The following is a 24,761-nucleotide window of genomic DNA, read 5'->3' on the forward strand; positions in this document are numbered from 1 at the left end:
GCAATTTATCTTCCTTTCTGTTCGTTAGCTTTCATAATTACAATAAATATAAGTTGGGCAATAAAGGCAACAATAAAGCTGTCCAGTGCCGGTATTGTCGTAAAATTGAACAGTTCCAGTCCTGTTGGTCCAGGAGAGGTCATCCAATTCACCGCAGCTCCTAAAAACCATGCAAGCAATGGCAGCAGCTTGAAATTTCTATCCTGTCCTACAGCTACTGTGAAGTATTTTTGCTTCCCGAAATAATAGGATGCTGTATAAACCCCTGCGATTGGCGTGATAAACATCGACATAATCGTTAAGAAGTTAATAAAATTATCATAAATTCCAAGTACTGCCAACAATGTTCCTAAAATTCCTGCGATTAATGTCAGCAGCCCTTTATTCACTTTGGTGAAAATGACCGCAAAGCTTAACCCTGATGAATAAGCATTGCTAGTATTGGTTGTCCATTGCGCCAAAATTAATACAAGGATTCCCGGAACTCCTAAGCCGACCATAATCATAATTGTTGTCAGGCTGTCTTCATCCATAATTCTTGATAGAATCATGGAAACAATAATCATAAAACTGTTCCCTACAAAGAAACCGATAAAAGAAGCTAAAATAGCATCCTTCTTTGTCTTTGCCCACCGTGAAATGTCCGGGGAAATAACCGCTCCAGTAATAAATACACTGATAGCTAACGAAATCGCCATCCCCATTGTAAAAATGTTCTCAACCGGGGCGCTTAATGCTTCTGTTCCATACTTATTAACTGCCAGTCCAATCGTTAGGAAAATGAGAATTAACAATAATGGCACTGCCCATGCACTCAGCTTTTCAATTGCTTTATATCCGTAAATAGCTGTCGAAGTCATTAATATTCCTCCAAGTGCAGCCAATAACGGTAAGGGCACATTTATATGAAATGAATGTTGAAATATCGCTGACGCATTCTCAGCAAAAAATCCTGTTTGTACGCCAAACCAGCCTAATAAAGCAACTGCCATAAAAAAGGATACAAACTTTGCACCGGAAACTCCGAAGGTAAATCTGGAAATCATCGAGGTAGAGAACCCGGTTGCAGTTCCTACATAAGCACAAAAAGCTGCCAGAACTCCGAGTATCCCCGAACCAATTAAAACAGAAATCAGCGCATCCCCAAATGCCATTCCGCTTCCTAATTCAACACCGAAAATAACGGCGGATAAATCAATTCCTACTGCTATCCACACTAACGAAATCGTAAACCAATGTTTTCTCTCTTCTTGTGGTACGGGCTCTCTCGCGAAATCGTTGTTCATTTATTTAACTTCCTCTCTCAATAAACATTCAATGATATTTATTGCATATTCAATTTGTCTTTCCAGTTCTTCTTTTTCATAAAGATTTATTTCCCAGAATATCCCATCCATTATAATGAGAAATTGTTTGGTTATCTTTATTATTTTTTCCTCGGATATATTTGGGTATTCTTTTTGCATTTGTTCTGTCAATATCTGCTCCATCCAGCTGTCAAAACGCTGCATATGATGGTGCAAGAATGGTTTAATCTCTGCAGGAGGTGAGTTAACTAATGAAATATAAGCATTTGTTTCGTTCTGTCTCTCACTATGATAAGCAACAGTTTTCCGAATAATAGTCTTATAAATATTTAGTATTGGCTGCTCAATAACTTCTCCCGCAATATTCCGAATATAATTAAAATGCGATTCCAGTATCCATTTGAATGCAGCTAAGAAAAGCTCTTCTTTATTTTTATAAAAAAAATAAATGGACGCCGGCTTGATATTTACTTCATCTGCAATCTTCTTCATAGTCGCGCCATGATAATTGTAGAGCGAATATTGATTAATAGCAGCTTTTAAAATCTTTTCTTTAGTCAAAAAACTCACCACCTAATGATTGTTAGGTTAGATTATAAATGATTAAATATACATTTTCAAGTATATTTTTTTGGGAGTTACATGTAGTTTTTCAGAATACAGCGCTTACTAAACTTGTTTATAACTCTTTTTAGTATATATTCTTTTATTACAGAATGTATAATTATACTCACACCCTTATATTTTTGCATTGTGAATCACTAGATAAAAATGGAAAAATCAGTTCGGAATTCTGTTCATTATAAAAACACCTCCCAAATGTTGAGAGGTGCTGTAAAATATTTATATATAAGTCCGGTTTTCCTTAAAAAGCTCGAATGATTTTATCCTTTCAAGCACTATCTTTCTTTAATTTTTCACGAATCTTCTCCAGCATATCTACCGTCATATTATCAATATCATATGCCGCTTCAAATCCCCATTCTTCTTTAGCAGCATCTGCATTAATAGAATCCGGCCAGCTCTCTGCAATTCCCTGCCTGACTGGATCGACCTGATAACCCATTTCAAAATTCGGAATCTGCTTGCGGATTGACGATGCAAAGTGTTCCGGTGCTGCAGATACCGCTGTAATGTTGAATGCATTGCGATGCTTTAACCGATCAGGATTTGCTTCCATCAGCTGAATAATTGCATTTAAAGCATCCGGCATATACATCATATCCATATGCGTGCCTTGTGCAATATAGGAAGTATAAGCACCTTTCCGAATTGCTTCATAATAAACTTCTACTGCATAATCTGTGGTACCGCCTCCAGGAGCGGTTACATAAGAAATCAAACCGGGAAAACGGACTCCTCTGGTATCTACTCCGAATCTGGAAAAATAATAATCACATAGAAGCTCTCCTGCTACCTTATTCACCCCATACATCGTTGTTGGCCGCTGTAAGGTATCCTGAGGTGTATTATCCTTGGGCGTACTTGGCCCAAATGCTCCAATAGAGCTTGGTGTAAAGAATTTTAAATCTAATTGCTTAGCCGCTTCTAAAGCATTTACCAATCCGCCCATATTAATTTCCCAGGCTACTTTTGGAAAAGCCTCTGCCTTCGCTGATAGGAGTGCCGCTAAATGGATGATCGTATCTACATTATATTTTTTAGAAATCTCATATATTTCTTTTTCCTTGGTTACATCAATTTCTTCAAATATTCCTGACGGATTTTCAGGTCTCCGGATATCAGAAGCAATGATATTGTCTTCACCGTATGTACTGCGAAGCTTCTCCGTTAATTCTGACCCGATTTGTCCTAATGCACCGGTCACTAAAATTTTTTTCATCTCGGAAAACTCCTCTTACTTTTTTTAGTACATGTTCAAAAAGTATTCAAATTAAAAGCAGCAGATTAATATCCTGCCAAATCATTGATGACTTTTTGAACATCTTCTTTAAATAAGTTTCATTTCTTTACCGATTTTTTCATAGATACCAATTGCATGATCCAGCATCTCTTTCGTATGTGCTGCTGTCGGCATATTACGGACACGCCCAGTACCTCTTGGAACTGTCGGGAATACAATTGCTTTCGCGTATACTCCTTCTTCATACAACCTCTTACTAAATGTCTGCGCCTGCTTCTCATCACCAATAATACAAGGTGTAATTGGAGTCTCACTCTCTCCAATATCAAAGCCCAGTTCTTTTAATCCTTTTTTCAAGTAATTCCCGTTCTCCCAAAGCTTCTCGTTCAATTCTGTGCTTTCCATTAGAATTTCAATCGCTCTCGTGCTCGCTGTCGCATCTGCCGGAGATACGGCTGTAGAGAACAGGAATGGACGGGAGCGGACTTTCAGCCAATCAATCAGCGCCTGTTTTCCTGCAACATAACCGCCGATAACACCGATCGCCTTAGACAAAGTCCCCATTTGAAAATCAACTTTATCCTGTAGTCCAAAATGTTTTACGGTACCAGCACCGGATCCTGTTACTCCAGAGCCATGTGCATCATCCACATAGGTAATCAAGTCAAATTCTTCGGCAATCTCTACAATCTCAGGCAGCTTAGCAATATCCCCGTCCATTGAGAAAACACCATCTGTGATTACCATCACTTTATTGTATGTTCCTGACTCTGTCGCTTCTCTCGCTTTAGCACGCAGGTCATCCATATCGGAATGCTCAAATCGGATAATTTTTGCTTTAGATAAACGGCAGCCATCAATAATAGAAGCATGGTTTAAAGAATCTGAAAGAATAGCATCGTTTTTATCCATGACTGCTGAAATTGCCGCCATATTACAGTTAAAACCGGATTGATAAGCGATGGCTGCTTCTGTACCTTTAAATGCAGCAATTCTTTTTTCCAATTCAATATGCAAATCCAGTGTTCCATTAATCGTACGGACTGCTCCAGCTCCAACACCGTGTGAATCAATTGCCCGTTTTGCCACATTCTTCAATTCCGGATGCGTTGCCAGACCTAAATAGTTATTGGAAGAAAGATTGATTAACTTTTTCCCTTTAATCAGAATTTCAGGACCATTTGCACCTTCCACTGTATCAATTTCGTTATACAGACCGTTTTCCTTTAAATCAGCAATATTTGTGTCCAAAAACTGGTCTAAATTCCGGCTTGTCATACACATCACCCTCCTCTAAATCATCTTAAATGTAATCCCTTACAAGTATAACATAATAGTATTCCAATCCAACCATTTACAGAATTAACGAACATGTATAAAAATTAATGTTTTTCCTGCTAGCCAAGATGTGTACTTTAGCCTATACTAAGATAGTTGATTATTATTCAAGCTTATGATGGAGGGTTGAAAAGAAACATGCGAAAGGTTCTACTTACTTTGTTCATTTTTGTCATTGCCGCAGTCGGCGCTTTTGGTTATTCAAATGCTCACAGCGATAATAATGAAGAAATCGAACAAAATCCGGCTTCCACTTCTACAGAAATCCACAACTAAGGAACAATCAGGCAATTATTGAATATAGATAAAAGCGTATGTGTTTAAGAGGATGTTTAAAAAGCAATCTGCATAACAAATAGCTGAAATAACTGATATCACAAGGTGTCCTGCTTCTTAATATAAAAAGTATGATACCTTTTTTTATTAGTTATTAAAAAAATAGCTTAAGAGTCTATGAGACTCTTAAGCTATTTTTTATGCTATCTATTTTAAGGGGATTTTATTCAACGATTGTTACGTTAACTTGCTGTCTTCCAAAGCTCAATGCTTCTTCTTTTGTTGGTACGTGAAGATCAATTTTGTTTCCTTGGATTGCACCGCCGGTATCAGCAGCTGTTGCATAACCATAACCTTCTACGTATACTTTACTTCCCAGTGGAATAACGCTTGGATCTACAGCAATAACTTTTGCATTCGGATCTGCATTTAAATCTACTCCTGTTGCAGTAACTCCAGAACATCCATTACATCCTGCAGTGTATGCAGTTGCTTCTACAGAAATAGTTTGTCCCTGTGGAGACTCATTTGAAGATTGTTCTTCTGATTCAGAAGCTGATTCTTCATTTGAAGTTTGCTCAACAGCAGATTCTTCTTGTGCAGGTTCGCTTTCTTCTTCAGCTGACGCACTCTCTTCTGCAACTTCTTCTGTAGCTGGTTCTGCAGCTTCAGCAGTTGCTCCATTAATTGATAACTCAGCACCAATAACAATGATGTCTGACGAAAGTTTATTCCATTCTTTTATATCTTTCACGGATACACCGAATTTTTTAGAGATGTCTGAAAGTGTATCACCTTTTTCAACTGTGTATAATGAAGATTCTTCACCATCTTCATCTGGTTGACTTATATAGATAACATCTTCTGGATGAATAACCGTTGTTGTAAGACTATTTATATCAAGTAAGTTTTGTACGCTAGTATCATATTGATCGGCAATCTTCCATAAGCTTTCTCCTGATTCGACCTTATGTTCATTTTCTTCAGCGGAAACTGTTGTTGCAGCTGCACTAGTAATAATAATTCCAGCAGATAACGCTGCTACGAGTTTTCTCATCTGATAACCTCCTTTGTTTTTTCACAATCACTATCCTACCACAGGATTCAAGAGAATACAGTTACAGGACGGTTAAGTGTGAATTACAATGATTACATAATGCTCGTTTACTATTACATTTGTAACAATTCTGTTATAGAAGCGGACAGTACTACTTGTTTTGTGACAAAACCACGTCAAACGGAGGCTTCTGTAATAATAAAAAAGAGCTCTCTTTTTATAGAGAACTCTCCTTCAAACGCTTGCCAGTATTTAATTAGCTGCTAAAGAAGTTTGAAATAGCACGGAAAATATCACTAAAGAACTTCGCTACCTTCTCCCAAAATCCTTGGTCTAAACCTAAATCTTCTGCTCTTTCGACAAGGTTGTTTGTAATATCCTCTAATTGTTCCTTCATTGATCCAAAGTCAATGTCTAAATCTCTCATTCTATTTACTAAATCAATAAGCATCTGCCGATCAGCGTCATTAAGCTTAATATCCAAATTGTTCAACTGCTCATTAACGATTTGCTCTACTTCTTCTTTTGTAACTGGATCCTGTTCAGCAATCATTTTCTTAATTTCTGTTAAAAGTGTACTTACATCTTCATCACTTACACCATCATTGTCAGCTAAATCCGTTGCCACTTCTAACTCATCATTCGCCAGCTCCATCCGATCTTTATCTAATTCTACTCCTTCTACATCATAAGCTTTATAAATTCCTGTCAATGCAGAGTGGCCAGATACCCTTACAGGCGATACAACATCCACCGTTACATTTTCTGCTCCGGCTGTCAGCAAAGCATTCATATACATTTCTTTTGTTACCTCTGTTATATTATCTGGTGTTAAGATATTTACTTCCAGTCCACTGCCATCTGACTCCAAAGTAATTCTTGCAGAAGAGTACATATTTGAATCTGGGTTTCCATTTATAAAATCAGCATAATCCTGGCCTGTAACGTCATGTTCTTCATAAGTGTCATTGTCTGAGATATCCAATATTTCTCTTACCTGTGCACGCTGGCTGTCGTTAAGCTTTTCTCCATAGATAATTGTAGTATTAGAAGTTGCTGAAACTGGCAATAAAATGCTAAAAAATAAGATAAAGCTTAGCGCACCATATTTCAACACCGATACTAACCTTTTATTCATTTTGTTTACTCCTTTTCTTCGTAAGGGCTTCCCGCTCTTACTTTTGATATTTGTTGCAGAGCAACTATCATCATTTATTATACCCTGTAGAAAAAATGATTACATGTTTTTAAACAATTAATTTACTCCATAGGTTAAATGTAAATGTGGAAAATAAAATTACTGCTTTCTCATTTCTCTTTTTATCATTAACAGTACCCTTTCTGTTTTCTCATAAAACAGTTCTTTTTTTATTTTTAAACTCAACTTTCGCACCTAAAAAAATAACTTGCTTATCATTGAGACATGTGTTGATCGTTCCTTCCACCTATCTCTTGACAAAGCATAAACTCTAGCTAGAAATAGGGTAACGTGTAAGGCCACCGCTGGAAGGGGGTTCTATACTGTTTAATACAACTGAGCAAATAGAATTTAAATCAGTAAAGAATATCTTTTTTGTGGTACATATAAAAATGTCCCGTCATGATTACTTTCTGTTCATAAAAGCTATTCCTGATATTTACTATCCCATGCTGTTTTATCATTTAAATTGCCTAGTCAAGTCAACCATTTGAAACACTGAAATGATCTTTTCATCAAGCAAAAATCGATTATTTCATCCAACTCCATCAGAATATGAATTCTTTCATTCGCTGTAGAAGCATGACTGAGTGCAGACCAACCACGTAGACTCCTATGGGAACAGGGCGAGCTGAAGATCCACTTGAAAAGCGGGTTTCTTTTCAAGTTAGCTGAAGCCGTCCCCATGGAAAGCGTAGTGGTTGGTCGGAGCGGTGCTATACACAATCTTCATTCAATCAAAAAGTAACAAAATGCATGCAGGATAATGAAAAACATGATTATCCTGGCATGGTAAGGTATAGATGTTTATTATCAGGTACGAAAGTTGAGTTATAATTAAATTAATGTTTTTGAGCAGATAACTTTTCATTTAGTTCGTGTTTGTGTATATTTGGAGTAGCGAAATAAATAAAGATACGATTACGGGATTTTCGTATCCCCTGTTTTATAAAGACGGGAATTCTACAAATGGTAATAACGCAACGAATTCACAAAACTTAAACGGACGACTGCAGATTGTTTCAGGGAAGGTATGGGTCATTGGCACTTATGCCTTTTTCATATGTACTCGTGCGCTTATACCATTCTGAATAAATATATATGAATCTGCAGTTAATGCAAAAAGCTAGAAAGAAGGTTTGAACGTTATTAATACACATCCAGGAGTAAAACGGAACTTGGTGATTATGTGGCTTGCTAATTTCTTTATTAGCGGAAGCATGACAATGGTTGTACCTTTTATTTCCTTGTACATTCAGTCAATGGGTAACTTTTCAGCTTCCTATGTACAAACATGGTCAGGGTTAACCTTTGCCGTTACTTTCATCAGTGCATTTATCTTTGCACCGATTTGGGGAAGAGTCGGCGACCGCTTTGGAAGAAAACGCCTGATGGTTATGTCGGCGTTGGGAATTGGAATTTCGGTATTTTTAATGGGATTTGCAACAACAGTATGGCAATTATTTATTTTACGTTTTTTAATGGGAATTGTAACTGGGTTTATTCCTATGTCTCAGGCATTTATTGCAACCCAAACGCCAAAAGAAGTCGCAGGAAGAGTGTTAGGAACCCTGCAGACAGGAACGATTACAGGCTCTTTGATGGGGCCGTTGCTTGGCGGAGCACTTGCTGATGCGTTTGGGTATTCCAGCACCTTTAAATGGGTGGCGGTAACTATCTTTATATCCGGATTGCTCGTCATATTCGGAGTTAAAGAAATGCAGGTTAAATTTTCAAAAGAAGAAGACACAAAGAATTACTCAAGAAAAGAAGTCCTGCAGTATATTCTTAATAAACCAATCTTATTGATTGTTTTATTGATGTCTGCTCTTGTGCAGATAGCGCACTTTAGCGTCCAGCCAATCCTGTCACTATTTGTTGAAGAAATTCATGGTCCAGTCAATCTGGCATTCTTTGCAGGTATTGCTTTCTCAGCAACAGGAGTTGGAAATCTAATGATGACCAGACGCTGGGGAATGATTGGAGATAACCATGGTTATACAAAAGTATTGATTATAATGCTATTTGCATCCGGGTTGGTTTATCTGCCAGGCATGTTTATAACAGATATTTGGCAATTGGTCGTTTTACGGTTCTTACTTGGTCTATTCCTTGGCGGTATTATTCCAATCCGCGTAGCCTATATTCGCAAGGAAGCACCTCTGTCTACGCAAGGAGAAGTGCTTGGCTACGATACAAGTTTACGCTTTTTTGGTAATATTATCGGGCCGATGCTTGGCGGCACAATTGCAGCTACATGGGGATTTTCTTCTGTCTTTTTAACAACAGGACTGCTGCTTATTCTGTGTGGTTTTATTATGCTTATAGCCTGGTTACGTTATGAGCATGAGCCCAATACAAAACGATCCCATTCACATTCTTTCTCCTCCAGGTAAAAATATTGATTTGTTTCTATAATTATGCTAAAACTAACAAAGCAAGGTTAATTATTATAGAAAGAAAGTGATAGCAATGGGTATCGTTGTCATCGAAATATGTGACGGAAATGCCATCACTACTATAGATATTGAATCCATCTTAGAGAAAGAATTCCCTGAGGTCGCGGTTCTAATGAACGAATGCTTGTCATTCTGTGGCCTATGTGCTGTACGTCCATATGCCTTAGTAAATAATAAACGTGTATTTGGAAAGACACCGGAAGAATGTCTTGATAAAATACGTTTGCAAATTAAAGAAGAGCTTGCAGTTTATGAATAACTGCAAGCTCTTTTTGTATATTTCGACAATATTTCCCGGGAAATCACAGACTTGCTTCGAAAATTTCCAGTGAGTCTTTTTTTGTTAAAGACCGATAGTTACCAAATGTCGAATTCGCTGTAACGGTTTTCTCTGCCATTTCTTCCACCGTTGATTTATCTATATTATAGTCTGCCAATCTGGACGGCGCACCAAGCTCATTCCAGAATTCGCGCAAGCAGTCAATCCCTTCCAAGGCAACTACTTTATCTGATTTCCCTCTTGTATCCACGTCAAAGACACGGACTGCCAATTGTTTAAATCTATCAACATTACTCTCGTCTAACACATGCTTCATCCAATTAGGAAACAGAATAGCCAGACCACCGCCATGCGGAATATCATGAACAGCCGATACAGCATGTTCTAAATTATGCGTAGCCCAATCACCGCGATAGCCTAAATTCAACATATTATTTAAAGCGAGCGTTCCGCCAAGCATCGCTGTAGACCTGTAAGCATAATTTTCAGGGTCTGCTAACAGCTTTGGCCCCACGTCAATTAATGTTAACAAAATACCTTCGCACCATCTGTCTTGAATTGGTGTATTTTCTTCATGATGAAAATAATGCTCTAAAACATGTGACATCATGTCCACTAAGCCATAAATTGTTTGGTCATGCGGCACAGAGAAGGTATGCACAGGATCTAAAATAGAAAACTTAGGGTAAGTATAGGGAGAGCCCCACCCATGCTTTTCATTGGTTTCCCAATTTGTAATAACTGAACCTGAATTCATCTCGGAGCCCGTAGCTGCTAAAGTTAGTATTGTTCCAAACGGAAGTGCGCCAGCAGGCTTTTCTTTTTTCGTCACAACATCCCACATATCTGCATCTGTGACAGCACCGACAGCAATTGCTTTCGTACAGTCAATCGTACTGCCTCCGCCTACAGCTAAAATAAACTCAATCTTCTGCTCACGACAGATACGGACGCCCTCACGTACAGTAGAAACTCTAGGATTGGGTTCTACCCCGGACAGTTCAAAAACCTCCGCATTGATTTTTTCCAATTCTTCCAATACACGGTCATAGATGCCGTTCTTTTTAATACTTCCGCCGCCATATACAATCAGGATACGGCTTCCATAAGGCTGAATTTCACCAGACAGCTTCTCTATCTGACCTTTTCCAAAGATGAGTTTTGTTGGATTGTGATAGATAAAATTCTCCATATAATCTCTCCTTATGCTTTACGGTATGCAACAATATCCATTTCTACGAGAACATCCTTCGGCAAACGGCTTACTTCTACACAAGCACGGGCCGGGTATGGCTCCTCCAGTGCAGCACCATAGATTTCATTTACGGTTGCGAAATCTTCCATTGAATTTAAGAAAATAGTAAATTTCACAGCATTGGCAAAGCTTAAATCTGCCTCTTTTAAAATAGCCTGTAAATTTGCTAATACCTGTTTTGTCTGAGCTTCAATTCCTTCTACTACTTCACCTGTTGCCGGATCAATCGGAATTTGTCCTGAAATATAAAGAAAATCTCCTGCCTCAATTGCTTGAGAATACGGTCCAATTGCTGCTGGTGCGTTGTTTGTCTGAATAGCTTTCATAAAAAATCATCCTCCACTCTCTTTTTTAATACATATTGTTGTCATAATCATCAGTTAATTACTCAAAAACTCGAATCGGCAAAATAACCTTTTTCATACATAAAAAAGATATGACAACATCTTTGTATGTAGAAATACCTCTTTGATAAAGAGAATTTCATATACTGTCATCATATCAGTTTTCCGATTCCATTTCTATTGCTTCCTTATATGACATTACAGAAGAAACATAATAAATATCACCATAGCACGCATCTAATTCTTCCGCTTCTTCTCTCCGGCAAGAATAAATGGAACTCTCTCTTCCTGCCTCTTCATACATGTTTTGCGAATAGGCAATTGCCGCTTCCTCCGAATAGTTCTCCTCCATTTCTCGAACATACCTAATAAAACCAGGGCCAAAATTATAAGCTTGTACGGCCAGCTCTTCATCCCCCTCCGCCTGCTCATATATCCAGGCAAAAAAGGATACTCCCTGTTCAATAGAATGCTCCGGGTCATCAATACACCCTATTTCTCCACATAGACTTTCAGAGGATTGCATCGGATCCGTACCGCGTCCACCAGATTCCTGCATCATCATTGCCAGAATGGTATTGGTCTGCTCTTCAATTCCATGTTGTTTCGCATATTTCTCAACCAGTGGTTTATATTCCCAAATCTGCTGATTTAAAGCTGGTACAGGATCTGCCTTTTCAAACTCCCGCTCTGGCTTATCAGTGATTTGATAAACTATCAAGGAAAGTATTAATAAGGACAGACCAAATACAAGTCCAATTATCATCAGGTATTTTATTAAATCTACCAATTTACGCCATTTCTTTCGTTTCATTATCTTTTCTCCTTTAAAGCTTTCCCTAGCTTAAGCATCCCCCACACCGAGAATCCATATACCATGTGACCTGACAGCCAGATAATCCATGCCCATATATTATCTATTTCTGGTGTCCGGTCAGATAATATCGTCGTTGGAAAAATAATAAGCCCAATTACGCCGTTGCAAAGTAAATAAAGAGCCAGTCTCTGCTCCAATTTTTTCATTTTTAACAGGAGGTACAGTACCCATACTACAGATGTTGAAACAAGCAGATGCAAAGAAAATTCGATCCAATCAGGCAAATACATGCTCCCTAGAACAGGAAAATAATCGACATTCATCAGCAATGTGTAAACAGGGATAGCTGTCCATTGCTGGAATACATATAAAAATCCTCCCAGCACAAAGCCTGATAATATACCAGTCAGCCAAACCATTTAGTATCCCTCCCTGTTTAAGCATCTGCAAATAACTTCTTCTCTCTCCATTTCCCAAAACGATAGTACATAATAGCAGCGATACTGCTTAAGATAAAGCTTGCTCCTACACCGAATGCAATACCAATCTCACCAAACAGACTGGAGAACCAAGCCGTAAGCGGATAGCGCAAAATCCAGAAGGAAATAATATTTAATACCAAAACTGCGTACATTGCTCCCGCTGCTCGGACCACCCCATTTAATATGAAATTAATCCCTAAAAACGGATAGCATAATGCAACGATCTGGAGATATAATGTTCCAAACCGGACAGATGCTTCGTCCTGAATAAACAATCTCACACCATATTCAGCAAAAACGGCGACGATAATGCCGATCAGCAGCATAATAATAAAATTATAGATAACGCCGTATTTAGCAACATCCCTGACTCTGCCCCAATTCTGAGCACCGATATTTTGACCAGCCATACTCGAAATTGCGATGCTTAAAGCATGTGCAGGCAGCATCAACAAGCTGTCTAAACGCTGTGCCGCACTATACCCTGAGACAACCGCCTCTCCCTGCGCAGCTACAACCCCAATAATTGCCGCTGCTCCGGCAGAAATAACAGCCATTTGCAGGCTGGAAGGAATACCGATATGCAAAATTAATTTAATCTCTTTCCAGCTTGGCATACTCGGGATGGTAAATGGAGCTAGATCCTTCTTCACAATATAAAAGAAACCAAGCAAAAAAGAAAATCCCTGTGATACTACTGTAGCATATCCTGCACCAGTAATACCCCATCCAAACGTATCAATAAATAATGGGTCCAGTACCGCATTTAATATCACCGCTGCTGTCACAAAATAAAGCGGCGTTTTACTGTCTCCTATGGATCGCAGCACTGTGCTTATAAAGTTATAGCCGAATAATAATAGGATTCCAATAAAATTTATCCGCAAATAAATTGCTGCATCTGTCAGCATAGCCTCTGGTGTGCCCAGTAAATTCAGCAGTACCTCTGCAAAAATAAATCCTGAAACACCAAGTAATAAAGCAATACATGTCATAAGGACAACAAATGCGTTTAAATAACGCTTTAGACCTTCCTCATTCTGTTTTCCTTTTTGCTGAGACAGGATAGTTAACGCAGCATTATTTAAACCAATAATAAGCGAGAGCACAACGAATAGAATGCTCCCGGAAATAGCAACAGCACCTAAAGCATTCGCACCAAGCAGATTCCCAACCCACAGACTATCAATAAATTGATACGATGTCTGCAGCAGGTTTGCCAAAAGAATTGGACCTGAAAAATAAAATAGACTTTTTCCAATACTGCCTTTTGTAAAATCATATTTCTTAGCCATTTAACTGCACTCCTGATTCATTCTTACCTTACGCCTTTTATTATAAAGGGAAATTGATAAAAAAAGAAAGAAACGCCCATTATTATATAACATAATAAGCGCTTCTTCTGAAAAGATTTAACTAGCTGGCTTGCATTCTGTTGTTCCTGTCCATTTTATCCCTCGACATGTACTGAATCACAAACATAACAACAAATATAATAAAGCCTATCGTATCAGAATACCCTTCTGGATAGATTAATAAAAGTCCGGCAATGATTGCTATAATCCGTTCATACCATTTCACATTGCGATACCAATAACCGATCATTCCTGCGCCAATTGCAATCATTCCCAGCATGGCGGTAATTAATGACATAATTACTTCAAAAACAGTCGTATCAATCATTAGCAATGTCGGATTCAACACAAACATATATGGAATAATAAATGCTGCAATTGCGAGTCTAGTTGCATTTGCTCCTGTACGAATTGGCTCTCCCCCAGATATACCGCTTGCTGCAAAAGCGGCCAAGGCAACAGGAGGCGTAATATCAGCTACAATACCAAAGTAGAATACAAACATATGTGCAGCTAATATTGGAATAGCAACCTCCAGCTGACCATTCAGTGCCACAATAGCCGGTAAGGCAATCGTAGATGTAATAATATAGTTAGCTGTTGTAGGAGACCCCATTCCAAGAATAATCGATGTAACCATGGTAAATACGAGTGTCAGCATTAACTGAATCTCTGGTGAACTCGCAATTGAACCAGCAATAGAAACCAAACTGTTACCAAGCGTCAAGCCAAGCCCTGTTTTAGTAACTACACCTACAATGATCCCGGCACATGCAGTTGCTGCTGCTACACCAAGTGCAGTTCGGGCACCCTGCTCCAACGCCACAAGAAATTTTGTCGGTGTAATCCTTGTATCCTTTCGAAACAGGCTGACAAGAACGATTGATAAAATACCATAAACAGCCGCACGTTCGACACTCATACCTGTAAATAAGAAATAAACGATTGCTAAAATTGGTATTAATAAATGTATTTTTTTCAAAACGGCACGTTTACTCGGTATTTCCTCATCCGGCAATCCAACCAAGCCTGTTCGTTTTGCCTCAAAATGTGTCATAATCCAAATACCTGCAAAATAAAGTATCGCCGGAATAATAGCTGCTTTAGCAATATTCCAGTAGCTTTCCCCGGCAAACTCGATCATTAAAAAGGCGGCAGCCCCCATAATTGGCGGCATGATTTGTCCACCTGTTGAGGCTGCTGCCTCAACAGCACCGGCAAAGTTCTTCCGATAACCGAGCTTTTTCATCATAGGAATCGTATATGATCCAGTTGTTACTGTATTCGCAACTGAGCTTCCTGAAATTGTTCCATTTAAAGCACTGGAGAAGATAGCTACCTTTGCGGGCCCGCCGACTCTTTTTCCTGCAATAGATATGGCCAAATCATTAAAATAATTTCCAATACCTGTCTGTACTAAGAAAGCTCCAAATAAAAGGAACAAGAATATAATAGTCGAGGATACCTGTAAAGGTGTACCCAGTATTCCTTCTGTTGTAAAGAACATCGATTGAATCAATTGTTCAAGCGACAGTCCTCTGTGCGCAAAAGCCCCCGGCATATAGGGACCAAACAGTGCATAACAGAGGAACAGCAGCGCAATAATGATAATTGGAAGTCCAACTGCCCGTCTGGCTGCTTCAAGTACAAGTAAAATAGCTAAGCCGCCAATAATCATTTGCATAAGTGAAATCCCGCCAAATTGCTGCACAAGTGTATCATAAAATACCGGCCAATAGCTGCAGACAGCAATTGCTAGAACCATTAATACATAGTCATACCATGGAACTGTATCTTTCTTTGCTCCGCGGACAGCCGGAAACAATAAGAAAATAAGTACAAGCGCAAAGCCTAAATGAACAGTCCGCTGGATGTAGGCTGTAAACTGCCCGAAAATACCGGTGTACAACTGAAATATCGAAAATGCAATTAGCAGGAGAAAGACAACACTGGCAATAATTCCTTTTAAATTTCTTGTTTTTGATTCTGTATCATATTTTTCCAATAATTCCTGCTGCTCTTTTTCTGAGAGATTTTCATTATTTTTCTCACTCATGAATCCTCTCTCCTTCCCAATAATCTAATAACGTAATCCAATCTACTTTTACTTTATACCAGTCACCAGGTTCAAAGTAATCGTTAAAAGGAACTTCACAGCATGCCTCGTCATTACTGTTCTTCTCCCCCCAGGCTAAGCGGTGATTGGACACAACCTTCCCATTACGGATATTTAACGATTCAAACTGGTGCTTCATATTTCTGATATGATATTTTCCATCCTCATAGATAAATTCTTCATTCTCTCCGGCATTACTGGGCATTCCGATACCAAATTCTTCGTATATAATTTCGTATTGCTCAATTTGTAAATCATCTGTTACTTTATATTTTTCAACCACATCCGTTAAGTGAATCGAATGCGTAAAGGTAATTGAGAAAGAATCATTTTCATGTAAAGGTAAAAAAGCCGTCAATTCTCCGGATTCCCCATCATGAAAAATCAAAGCTGTCTGAATCGGATAATTCACGCCAATACTAATTCCAATAATGATAATGATTACAAGCAAAACAAGTCTTTTTTTCCTTTGCATACCAGCATCACCTAATTAACATCCAAATAAAAAATGCGGCCTTTTCTATAACAAGCCTTCTATGAATTATAATTTTTTTCTAAAAAAACCGGCAGCCTTTCCCTATCCATCAGGGTGGTGCCGGCTTATTCAGGTTAATTATCCAATTCAATTCCCTCTTCATCAAAATATTTCTGTGCACCTGGATGTAAATCAATGCCAATTCCATCTAAAGCGTTATCCAGCGTGATAAAGGAAGATTTTTCATGTGCCATTCCTTCTGCATTTTCATAAAGAGCCTTTGTTATATCATAAACAAGGTCTTCGGACAAGGAATCGCTGACTGCCAGCATCGCCAGGACCGCTACTGTTTCTACATCTTCTTCCAGTCCATAAGTTCCTGCTTCAACAGTGTCTGGAGCGTAATAAGGATACGCATCCACCAGTTCATCAATTTTATCTTGAGTAAATGGTACAATAGCAACATCTACGGTTGCGGATAATCCTTCTACAGCACCTGTCGGCGTCCCAGCTGTAATAAATGCCGCATCAATATTACCATCTTGAATACCGCCTGTAGATTCACCGAAATCCAGATTTTGTGCATCAATATCATCCATTGTTAAACCATGGACTTCTAAAATCTGCTCAGCATTAATATATGTTCCTGAACCTGGTGCGCCTACTGATACTGTTCGTCCTTCGAGATCTTCTACAGACTCGATTCCAGAATCACCAGTCGTTACAATCTGCACTGTTTCAGGGTATAGAGAACCCAGTGCTAATACATGCTCTACAGGCTCATCAAAAGCATTAATTCCTTCCACAGCATGTGCTACAACGTCAGTTTGTACAAAAGCAATATCTACATCACCATTTTCAATCGATATCACGTTTTCTGCGGAAGCATTGGAAGAAATAGCGTTTGCTGATACATCTGTATTTTTAGATATAATGTTCGCCATTTCTCCTCCCAGTGGATAGTAAGTTCCGCTTGTACCACCAGTAGCAAGCTGAAGCATGTCAGGATCAGTGCTGCTGTCTCCGCCATCACCATCTCCCTCGCTGCTATCGTTATTATCCCCGCCACAGGCTGCTAAAAATAAAAATAATGCAAAGATAAGTGCGAGCGGGCTTAACCATTTCTTTTTCATCAAAAGTCCCCCCTTTTTATTAGAAAACTTGGTTGTCACTAAACCTTTAATTGACAACCTTAGTTGCGCTTATGCAGTAAGAAAGTTTAAACTTTCTTACCTGCCAAAAAGGTATAGCTCCTGCAATAAGTTTACAATATTATTAACATAAACGTCAAATTATTCTTATAATAGAAATCGATTACATTTTAAATATAATTAATTTTCGGTATTTTAAACTCTATTTTTATTTTATGTTACAACCCCTAAGAAAATACTCTATATTCTATTATCATTACAATGCTTATCTCAAGTAATTCTTGACTATTTTTTGAATATTCCATACGATTATGATAGTCCACTTTAAAACGAGGTGATGAAGCTTGTCATTAAAACTGTTAAAACATGCAATCTATTCTATAAAGCCATTACCACCAGTAAAAATTTGTTACCTTATTAAATCTGAAGGAAATCAGATCGCTTTCAATGAAATGAAGCAGCTCCGTGCGGCCAGCATTATTAAATTGTTTATCCTTGCCGCTGCCTATTATGAAGAAGAGAGAGGGAATATTGAACTGTCAAAGCAGGTGAATCTTCCCGATTCAGATATGGCAGGCGGTGCCGGTGTCATTTCTTATTTATCAGATAAACAAACTTATACGTACCAGCAGCTGCTTGAACTGATGATTATTGTTTCTGATAATACAGCAACAAATGCACTCATTGATTTCATCGGTCTGGATTATATCCAAGCCTTTATTAAAAAGATTCATTGTAATAATACGAAATTAGAGAGAAAGCTGATGGATGAAAAGGCCATACAGCTTGGATTAGAAAATGTAACAACCTGCTATGATGTCATGCTTCTTCTCGACTTATTTACAGAACCTAATCACATTATGCCAAAGCACCGCCAGCAGCAGATTTTAACTATCTTAGAAAATCAGCAGTTTAACAGTAAACTAACTGCTTTTTCTTCCTATGATTCAGACATCAAGACTTTTCATAAAACAGGGGAACTTACTGGAGCTGAGCATGATGCCGCTATATTCCAAACAGCAGATAAGCTTCTTAAAGCTGTCGTGCTTACCGAGGGCTGGGCAAATAATGGAGAAGGGCAGCAATTCCATCAAGCTTCAGGAGCACATATATACCATTATTTAAAGGGGTGAACGGAAAAACATATTTCCTTTCCCCATTAAGAATACAGGGGTCTATACAAGGGGGAAATAAATGAATATAAAATTAGGAATTCTGGGAGAAAAAAACATCGTTCAAAGGGTACAGGAAATCACAAAACAGTTCGCGTCCATGGAGGTTCTTCCTTTTATATTCTCTGATCCATGTGATGCTGCGGCCCAGGCAGAGAGAGCTGTTATGTGTGATGCATTGCTCTTTACAGATTATTGTTCTTATCATGAAGCTGTAAAACAAAAGCATAAGCAAATGATGTTTTATATTGATTATGATGAGTATAGTATCCTATCGTCTATCTTATATACAGGAAAACTTTCTCCTAAAAAATGCTTGTCTATTGATTATCCAGATCATATAAAGCTGGTTGATTCCGCTCATGACACCATGCTGACAGAATATGAGCTATTTTCAATCGATTACCATAAGCAGGATGTCGAAAACATACAAAAATTAATTGATTTTCATAAGGAGTTATTTTCTCAGCAAAAAACAGATTTGATTCTAACCTCCAGAAAAGATGTCTATATCGGACTCTTGCAGGAAGGCTTCCCAGTTCATTTTATTCAAATTGCTGAAAAGTGTATTATCCAGGCATTAGAAAAAACAGTGCAGATATTGGAAATAGAGAGTTATTCTACAAATCTCGTCATGACAGGTATTTTATCCTTGAAAGAAAGCCTTCCTATTCATCTGCATCATCAAATACATACAGAAATCAGAAAATATTTGAGTGAATTCTGCAAAAAATATGATGCTATGCTTCTGCCAACGAAGGATAGCCACTATTTTATCATTGGTACTAGTAAGCTGATTAAGGTTATTAAGGAAAATTATCGCGCCTTTCCGCTTATGGATGATGTAGAAAAAATTGCCGGAAGCCCGATTGCGCTGGCATTCGGGCTCGGTCTGAACCCTCTTTCTTCTCAAAAACATGCTTATCTGGCCTTAGAAGCTTGTCAAAGAGACAAAGGCAGTATCAGTTATCTGATTAATGAATGCCAGGAAAAGATCGGACCAATCGGCCAACGCAGGAATATTGACACAAATAAATTATTTTATGCACTTGTCCATCAAGCCCGTTTAAACAATGAATTATCTTATCTTTTTATCCAATTTATCGTAGAACGGAATAATGAGCCTTTCTCATCAAATGATATTGCAGATTTTTACCAGGTCACCAAGCGCAGTGCCGAGCGGACTGTCAAAAAACTGCTTTCCGGCGAGATTATTAAGATATCCGGCAAAGAAAGCCCGTATACAAAAGGCAGGCCAAGGAAGCTGTTTATTTTAAAGCAATAAAATGAAAAAGAAAAAAGACGGTTGTAGGCCGTCTTTTTCTAAACTTAAAGCAAAGCTCCTTCTAAGATCTACAAGCTTAAAAGCTCTTTAATATCTTCCTCGCTTAATGAAGAAAGCATTGTCTCCCCAGGGTGAATAACCTGATCAATTAATTCTCTCTTTTTCTGCTGAAGCTCATATATTTTTTCTTCAATTGTACCTTCTGTTACTAGGCGGATGACCTGCACAACATTTTTTTGACCAAAACGATGTGCTCTCCCTGCCGCCTGATCTTCTACTGCCGGATTCCACCATAAATCATATAAAACGACGGTATCTGCGCCAGTAAGATTTAAGCCGGTGCCTCCAGCTTTCAGAGAAATAAGGAATATACTTTTGTCTCCCTGATTAAACCGTTCACTCATTTCAACACGATTTTTGGAAGGTGTTTCACCATGCAGATAAAAATATTCATAACCAGACGTCTCTAATCGCTCGCGAATAATTTCTAACATGCTGGTGAATTGGGAGAAAATCAGTAATCTCTTCCCGTTATTAATTGCCGTTTCGACAGTTTCCATCAGCTGTTCAAGCTTGCCTGATTTTCCTTCATAATTCTCCACAAATGTAGATGGATGACAGCAGATCTGTCGCAATCTGGTCAAGCCTGCCAAGATTTTCATTCTATTCTGCTGGAATACATGTTCTTTCATAGACGTAGCGGCTTCCTGCTGCAGCTTTCTCAAATAGCCAACATACAGGTCCTTTTGATCACTTGTTAATTCAGAAATATGAACGGATTCAATTTTATCCGGAAGCTCTTTTAACACATCCCGTTTCAAGCGCCTTAAAATAAATGGTTTTGTAATGGCCGATACCTTCCCTGCATCAAGCTGTTTAAATGTTTTCTGATCCGGCATCAGCCCAGGCAGGACTACTTGAAAAATAGACCACAGCTCTTCAATAGAATTTTCAATAGGGGTGCCGCTTAGCGCAAATCTCCGTGTTGCACTCAGCGTACGGATGGCTTTAGATGTTTTCGTCTGATAGTTCTTAATATACTGCGCCTCATCTAATAATAATGTTTGAAATGTGATTTCCTGATAATACGCAATGTCCTGACGCAAAGTCGCATAAGAAGTAATCCAGACATCCTTCCCCATCGAGTCGTTCATACGCTCATGTCTCTCTGCTGGCTGACCCGTCAAAATCACAGAAGTTAAATGCGGTGCAAATTTCTCCAGCTCATTTTTCCAGTTATAAACAACGGAGGATGGAACTACAATCAAATGCGGACCAACAGGTGTTCCTTCTGATTCAGAGGTAATATACGCTATTGCCTGCAGTGTTTTCCCAAGTCCCATATCATCTGCCAAAATTCCGCCAAGCTGATACTGGCTTAGTGATTTAAACCATTGATAACCGACCTTCTGATACGTACGTAAGGATGCCTGTAATTTTTCAGGAAGTTCATACACTTGTTCTTCCGGTGACTTCAAATGGCTTAATAATTCTCTGAAATTCGAGTCATACTGTTTTTTTGTATCAAGCAGCTCATCCAGCTGGGCACCACGATATACAGGCATCTGTACTTGCCCATCCTGAACAGCATTCTTATCCATTCCCAATCCATCAAAAAACCTTTGAATAGAAGTAAATTCCTCCGTATCCAGATTCATCATCTGACCGGAATCCAACCGGAAATAACGTTTCTTCTCAATCACAGCCTGGAGTACACGATTAATTTCGTTATCATCTACACCTTCAATGGAGAAACCAATTTCCAATAAATTATTTTGCCCTTCCATATGAACACTTGTGCTTGGCTGGGGATCATAATCAAAGAATAGCATTTTAAACTCACTGGATAAAAATAATTCCACATCCTTATCCAAGGACGGTAAAATCTTATATAAGAAATAATATAAATCTTCTTCATCCACAGACATATAAAGCTCTCTGCCATTATATCTGAAGTTTGCTTCTTCAATATGCTGCATAATTTGGCGTTCTTTATCAACATCTCGAATCAGCATCACATCAGAATCTTTTTTCCCCTGAAATGGATCAATCACATAGGCTCCATAATGGTATTCCAGGCGCCCGACGACCATATCTTCTTTTAATTCCAAATAGCATCTTGCTTTTAGCGGCTCTTTAACCACTTCATCAGCAATGCGTTCATCTAATTGAACTTCGCCGACAGTTTCCAGTGCCGGCATAATCTCAGAGAGGAATGTGTCCGTCTGTTCCACTGGGACATCAAAATAGATATTTTCTAAACGAAACATTTCTAATTCCTTCAAAACTGGGACTTGTTCCCTTTCAGGAAAGTAGAAAATACCATCTAAAAACAGCAAATCATAGTTCGGGAAAAACGTCATTGCACTGCCATTCTGCAGATTGAGCGAAATATGCTGATCATTTTTCATGACGTCAAATTGAAAAGGAAGCTCTCCCTCCACAATTTGCAGCTCTTTATATTCTTCTCGTTCTGTTTTAACACTGGTTTCACGTTCCATTAATTGATACAATAATTTTTTTGCAAGTACTGGCGGAATAAGTAGGTATCTTTCACTGCTTCTTCCCGAATAGTTATATGAATCATATAGTTCCGCGCTTTTGCACACTTGATACAACAGCTCAAAAATTTCCTGATCTGCTTCATTTACGACATGCTTATCTGCCTGAAATGTAAATTTCTTGGAGAAATAATTATCTCTTTTTCTAAAATAATTTTCTAAGAACTCTGCTATATTCTTCACAACATAGCGATGCTTCTCACCAATCTTCATTTCAATCTGCAAATGCTTCAGATAAGACCAGCTTAAGATGTACTCTACATTCACAGGCTGTTGGTAAGAAGAGTTTTCAGTTATATTTCTCGTACCCCGGATAGCTTCCATAAAACGATTCAGGCGATAATGATTTACTTTAGGCTGCACATCATTTTTTTCATAGCTTTGAACCGCTAATAATGTTGCCACAATGTGTTTGCAGTACCCATATACCTCAAACGCCGGACAATCGCAATGCATATCAATGGAACCCTGCTGCAAATCATTTGTATTCACTTCTACTAAGTAATCCTCTGTTCCTTGTACTGTTGCTGACCAGGTTAAATTATTATAATCATACATTAGGTCATGTACTTTATTATTTTTAAAATAAACTAGGCCGCGACGATAAAAATTATCAGGAAACGCATTTTTGATATTCATATCCTTTATTTGTTTCAAATCTGTTAACCCACCTTTACGTTGTCAGATGATTTTCCAAGGACAGTAAATACATAAATCAGTATAGAAATAACGATAGAGGCTGCTGCTGTTAAATAGATAGATGTATAGTTAAGTATTGCTGCAATTTGCCCGAATAAGATTGCTCCTATCCCTACTCCCAGATCAAAACAGGAAAAGAAAGTAGCATTTGCCATTCCTTTTCGGTCAGCAGGCGCCCGATTAACTGCCCAGGCTTGCAATGCCGGTTGAACAGCTCCAAATCCGAGACCAAACAAAGCGGCTGCTGTTAACAAAACTGTCGTATTTGGCAACCATGCCAGGAGAAGCATGGATATTAATATAAGCGATACCGCAGGAAGGAAAATCAATTTATGACCTTTTCTATCATATAGTCTGCCCGAAAACAGCCGGGAAATCATGATAAATACAGCGAAAATAAAGAAATAAAGCTGAATGCCCTCCACACCTCTTTGTATCGCATGCAGAGGCAGGAATGTAGCTATTCCTCCAAAAGCAAATGTAATAAAAAATAATAATATCGATGGCTGTAATGCACTTTTTTCCAATACATCAAAACGCGCTACTCTTGTTTGATGTGCCGGATCTACTTTTTTATAACGTATGCGCATCGCAAAAAGAAATGCAAACACACCACATAATGCACATAATAAGAAAAGCTGCTGGTAAGAAATAAGGACAACTAAGGTTAAACCCAGACTTGGGCCAAAAGACAAAGCAATGTTTCCAGATAAACCAAAATAGCCCATCCCTTCTCCTCTTCTTTTGGGCGGAATCAAATCTGTTGCAACCGTTCCTCCGGCTGTAGTCGAGAATCCCCAGCCGACACCTTGAATAATTCGAATAATAATTAAAAATAACATACTCGCCGTAAATGCAAATGCCCCCACAGAGAGGACAAAAATAGCTAACCCGATTAAGTAAACATACCCTCTCCCCTTACTTTCTAAAGCATGACCGGCATAAGGTCGTATCAGCAAAGCGGAAAAAGTAAAAATCCCCACAATCATTCCCACCATTTGATCGCTGCCGCCGAGGTCTTTCACAAATAGTGGTATCGTAGGAATAGTCATTTGAAAACCTAGGAAAATAAAAAAGTTCGCAATCCAGATATATAGAAAATCCCGCGAAAATATCTTATCGTTCTGCGAGACTGTTTGCGCTTGAGCTGACATAATAAACATCCTTCTTTCATTTTGTCATTCCTAAGCTATTATACAGGAGTTTCCTGACAAATAACATGAAAAGAATTCAGAACGAATTTTAAATATAACAAAGAATACTTTTTAAA

Annotated in this window: 21 protein-coding genes; 5 read left to right on the plus strand and 16 right to left on the minus strand. The window is 38.4% G+C overall.

The features are described 5' to 3' along the window. Window positions 1-5 precede the first annotated feature (5 nt). From MHH51_RS20665 to MHH51_RS20680, 4 genes are all read right to left on the minus strand, one after another. Complete coding sequence (locus MHH51_RS20665; protein WP_339283367.1) at window positions 6-1,286, minus strand: cytosine permease; 1,281 nt, start codon at window positions 1,284-1,286, stop codon at window positions 6-8. Then, window positions 1,287-1,868, minus strand: coding sequence for a TetR/AcrR family transcriptional regulator (locus MHH51_RS20670; RefSeq protein ID WP_339283369.1), 582 nt, complete (start codon window positions 1,866-1,868; stop codon window positions 1,287-1,289). It abuts the gene before it with no gap. A 331-nt stretch (window positions 1,869-2,199) separates the two neighbouring features. Further along, window positions 2,200-3,150, minus strand: a complete 951-nt coding sequence (locus MHH51_RS20675; protein WP_147212336.1) for an NAD-dependent epimerase/dehydratase family protein — start codon at window positions 3,148-3,150, stop codon at window positions 2,200-2,202. Between the two features lie 108 nt (window positions 3,151-3,258). Then, on the minus strand, window positions 3,259-4,449 hold the full coding sequence (locus MHH51_RS20680) for a glycine C-acetyltransferase (protein ID WP_339283372.1): 1,191 nt from the start codon (window positions 4,447-4,449) through the stop codon (window positions 3,259-3,261). 198 nt (window positions 4,450-4,647) lie between these two features. Between MHH51_RS20680 and MHH51_RS20685 the strand changes: the two genes are divergently transcribed. Further along, window positions 4,648-4,785 carry a hypothetical protein gene (locus MHH51_RS20685; protein ID WP_186813724.1) on the plus strand — a complete coding sequence of 46 codons (138 nt, stop codon included), beginning with the start codon at window positions 4,648-4,650 and terminating at the stop codon, window positions 4,783-4,785. A 223-nt stretch (window positions 4,786-5,008) separates the two neighbouring features. On the opposite strand, the gene MHH51_RS20690 is transcribed toward MHH51_RS20685, so the two are convergent. Next, a complete protein-coding gene (locus MHH51_RS20690; RefSeq protein WP_339283374.1) occupies window positions 5,009-5,842 on the minus strand; it encodes a LysM peptidoglycan-binding domain-containing protein in 834 nt (277 codons plus the stop codon). A gap of 256 nt (window positions 5,843-6,098) precedes the next feature. Then, a complete protein-coding gene (locus MHH51_RS20695; protein ID WP_147212339.1) occupies window positions 6,099-6,980 on the minus strand; it encodes a DUF1002 domain-containing protein in 882 nt (293 codons plus the stop codon). 1,247 nt (window positions 6,981-8,227) lie between these two features. Between MHH51_RS20695 and MHH51_RS20700 the strand changes: the two genes are divergently transcribed. Together MHH51_RS20700 and MHH51_RS20705 are read left to right on the plus strand one after the other, a co-directional pair. After that, entirely contained in the window at window positions 8,228-9,436 is a 1,209-nt protein-coding gene (locus MHH51_RS20700) for an MFS transporter (protein WP_147212732.1), read from the plus strand. Between the two features lie 76 nt (window positions 9,437-9,512). After that, window positions 9,513-9,758 carry a YuzB family protein gene (locus MHH51_RS20705; protein WP_077602350.1) on the plus strand — a complete coding sequence of 82 codons (246 nt, stop codon included), beginning with the start codon at window positions 9,513-9,515 and terminating at the stop codon, window positions 9,756-9,758. A gap of 43 nt (window positions 9,759-9,801) precedes the next feature. Here the strand turns inward: MHH51_RS20705 and MHH51_RS20710 are convergent, their stop codons facing one another. The 8 genes from MHH51_RS20710 to MHH51_RS20745 form a co-directional block, all read right to left on the minus strand. Beyond that, entirely contained in the window at window positions 9,802-10,971 is a 1,170-nt protein-coding gene (locus MHH51_RS20710; protein ID WP_147212731.1) for an iron-containing alcohol dehydrogenase, read from the minus strand. Window positions 10,972-10,982: 11 nt separating this feature from the next. Beyond that, the gene (locus tag MHH51_RS20715; RefSeq protein ID WP_147212730.1) at window positions 10,983-11,360 is read right to left on the minus strand and encodes a RidA family protein; all 378 of its coding nucleotides are present in this window, start codon (window positions 11,358-11,360) and stop codon (window positions 10,983-10,985) included. Window positions 11,361-11,535: 175 nt separating this feature from the next. Next, window positions 11,536-12,192 carry a lysozyme family protein gene (locus tag MHH51_RS20720; protein ID WP_147212729.1) on the minus strand — a complete coding sequence of 219 codons (657 nt, stop codon included), beginning with the start codon at window positions 12,190-12,192 and terminating at the stop codon, window positions 11,536-11,538. Then, window positions 12,192-12,614 (minus strand): hypothetical protein, encoded by a 423-nt coding sequence (locus MHH51_RS20725; RefSeq protein WP_147212728.1) that lies wholly within the window; start codon window positions 12,612-12,614, stop codon window positions 12,192-12,194. The genes MHH51_RS20720 and MHH51_RS20725 overlap by 1 nt, the downstream gene beginning before the upstream one ends. Window positions 12,615-12,631: 17 nt before the next feature. After that, window positions 12,632-13,972, minus strand: coding sequence for an MATE family efflux transporter (locus tag MHH51_RS20730; protein ID WP_147212727.1), 1,341 nt, complete (start codon window positions 13,970-13,972; stop codon window positions 12,632-12,634). 121 nt (window positions 13,973-14,093) lie between these two features. Next, complete coding sequence (locus MHH51_RS20735) at window positions 14,094-16,088, minus strand: TRAP transporter permease (RefSeq protein WP_339283379.1); 1,995 nt, start codon at window positions 16,086-16,088, stop codon at window positions 14,094-14,096. Continuing rightward, a complete protein-coding gene (locus MHH51_RS20740) occupies window positions 16,081-16,623 on the minus strand; it encodes a DUF1850 domain-containing protein (protein ID WP_156985191.1) in 543 nt (180 codons plus the stop codon). Before MHH51_RS20740 ends, MHH51_RS20735 begins: the two co-directional genes overlap by 8 nt. A gap of 134 nt (window positions 16,624-16,757) precedes the next feature. After that, entirely contained in the window at window positions 16,758-17,756 is a 999-nt protein-coding gene (locus tag MHH51_RS20745) for a TAXI family TRAP transporter solute-binding subunit (RefSeq protein ID WP_156985192.1), read from the minus strand. Between the two features lie 362 nt (window positions 17,757-18,118). Between MHH51_RS20745 and MHH51_RS20750 the strand changes: the two genes are divergently transcribed. Both MHH51_RS20750 and MHH51_RS20755 read left to right on the plus strand, forming a co-directional pair. Next, window positions 18,119-18,907, plus strand: coding sequence for a serine hydrolase (locus tag MHH51_RS20750; RefSeq protein WP_147212723.1), 789 nt, complete (start codon window positions 18,119-18,121; stop codon window positions 18,905-18,907). Window positions 18,908-18,968: 61 nt separating this feature from the next. Further along, complete coding sequence (locus MHH51_RS20755; protein WP_339283381.1) at window positions 18,969-20,231, plus strand: hypothetical protein; 1,263 nt, start codon at window positions 18,969-18,971, stop codon at window positions 20,229-20,231. Window positions 20,232-20,299: 68 nt separating this feature from the next. Here MHH51_RS20755 and MHH51_RS20760 read toward each other — a convergent pair whose 3' ends face one another. Beyond that, on the minus strand, window positions 20,300-23,449 hold the full coding sequence (locus MHH51_RS20760; protein WP_339283382.1) for a DEAD/DEAH box helicase: 3,150 nt from the start codon (window positions 23,447-23,449) through the stop codon (window positions 20,300-20,302). 5 nt (window positions 23,450-23,454) lie between these two features. Further along, window positions 23,455-24,645 (minus strand): MFS transporter, encoded by a 1,191-nt coding sequence (locus MHH51_RS20765; RefSeq protein ID WP_147212720.1) that lies wholly within the window; start codon window positions 24,643-24,645, stop codon window positions 23,455-23,457. Between the last annotated feature and the right edge of the window lie 116 nt (window positions 24,646-24,761).

The sequence above is a fragment of the Oceanobacillus sp. FSL K6-3682 genome, assembly GCF_037976165.1.
Taxonomy (GTDB): domain Bacteria; phylum Bacillota; class Bacilli; order Bacillales; family Amphibacillaceae; genus Oceanobacillus; species Oceanobacillus sojae.

Bases quoted from the DNA above. Each gene is read 5' to 3' on its own strand.
- MHH51_RS20665 (WP_339283367.1), bottom strand. From the start codon at position 1,286: ATGAACAACGATTTCGCGAGAGAGCCCGTACCACAAGAAGAGAGAAAA.
- MHH51_RS20675 (WP_147212336.1), bottom strand. From the start codon at position 3,150: ATGAAAAAAATTTTAGTGACCGGTGCATTAGGACAAATCGGGTCAGAA.
- MHH51_RS20680 (WP_339283372.1), bottom strand. From the start codon at position 4,449: ATGACAAGCCGGAATTTAGACCAGTTTTTGGACACAAATATTGCTGAT.
- MHH51_RS20685 (WP_186813724.1), top strand. From the start codon at position 4,648: ATGCGAAAGGTTCTACTTACTTTGTTCATTTTTGTCATTGCCGCAGTC.
- MHH51_RS20690 (WP_339283374.1), bottom strand. From the start codon at position 5,842: ATGAGAAAACTCGTAGCAGCGTTATCTGCTGGAATTATTATTACTAGT.
- MHH51_RS20695 (WP_147212339.1), bottom strand. From the start codon at position 6,980: ATGAATAAAAGGTTAGTATCGGTGTTGAAATATGGTGCGCTAAGCTTT.
- MHH51_RS20700 (WP_147212732.1), top strand. From the start codon at position 8,228: ATGTGGCTTGCTAATTTCTTTATTAGCGGAAGCATGACAATGGTTGTA.
- MHH51_RS20705 (WP_077602350.1), top strand. From the start codon at position 9,513: ATGGGTATCGTTGTCATCGAAATATGTGACGGAAATGCCATCACTACT.
- MHH51_RS20710 (WP_147212731.1), bottom strand. From the start codon at position 10,971: ATGGAGAATTTTATCTATCACAATCCAACAAAACTCATCTTTGGAAAA.
- MHH51_RS20715 (WP_147212730.1), bottom strand. From the start codon at position 11,360: ATGAAAGCTATTCAGACAAACAACGCACCAGCAGCAATTGGACCGTAT.
- MHH51_RS20720 (WP_147212729.1), bottom strand. From the start codon at position 12,192: ATGAAACGAAAGAAATGGCGTAAATTGGTAGATTTAATAAAATACCTG.
- MHH51_RS20725 (WP_147212728.1), bottom strand. From the start codon at position 12,614: ATGGTTTGGCTGACTGGTATATTATCAGGCTTTGTGCTGGGAGGATTT.
- MHH51_RS20730 (WP_147212727.1), bottom strand. From the start codon at position 13,972: ATGGCTAAGAAATATGATTTTACAAAAGGCAGTATTGGAAAAAGTCTA.
- MHH51_RS20735 (WP_339283379.1), bottom strand. From the start codon at position 16,088: ATGAGTGAGAAAAATAATGAAAATCTCTCAGAAAAAGAGCAGCAGGAA.
- MHH51_RS20740 (WP_156985191.1), bottom strand. From the start codon at position 16,623: ATGCAAAGGAAAAAAAGACTTGTTTTGCTTGTAATCATTATCATTATT.
- MHH51_RS20745 (WP_156985192.1), bottom strand. From the start codon at position 17,756: ATGAAAAAGAAATGGTTAAGCCCGCTCGCACTTATCTTTGCATTATTT.
- MHH51_RS20755 (WP_339283381.1), top strand. From the start codon at position 18,969: ATGAATATAAAATTAGGAATTCTGGGAGAAAAAAACATCGTTCAAAGG.
- MHH51_RS20765 (WP_147212720.1), bottom strand. From the start codon at position 24,645: ATGTCAGCTCAAGCGCAAACAGTCTCGCAGAACGATAAGATATTTTCG.